Annotated in this window: 1 protein-coding gene; it reads right to left on the bottom strand. The window is 49.3% G+C overall.

Going from position 1 to position 205, the window contains the following annotated elements; translation table 11 throughout:
- The coding region (locus EXT47_RS23955) for a SpaA isopeptide-forming pilin-related protein (RefSeq protein WP_205991284.1) at nucleotides 1-205 on the bottom strand (205 nt) is incomplete at both ends.

The following is a 205-nucleotide window of genomic DNA, read 5'->3' as shown; positions in this document are numbered from 1 at the left end:
GTTTATCCTCACCATATTGCACGGTGTATTGACCGGGCGGTGCATTCTCGATTTTTGCTTTACCGCTGTCGTCTAAGGTACCAGTCAACTCTGTGCCGTTTGCAAATCGAATGGTATAAGGCGCGCCCATAATTGGGCTGCCATCTTGATAGGTATAAGACAACTCAATGGTACTGCTCATCATGGTGGCAATGCCATCGGCGGC

This window comes from Pseudoalteromonas sp. CO342X (assembly GCF_004208915.1).
GTDB classification, from domain to species: Bacteria; Pseudomonadota; Gammaproteobacteria; order Enterobacterales; family Alteromonadaceae; genus Pseudoalteromonas; species Pseudoalteromonas maricaloris.
Note: the sequence above shows the minus strand (reverse complement) of the source record. Positions and strands in the feature narration are given on the sequence as shown.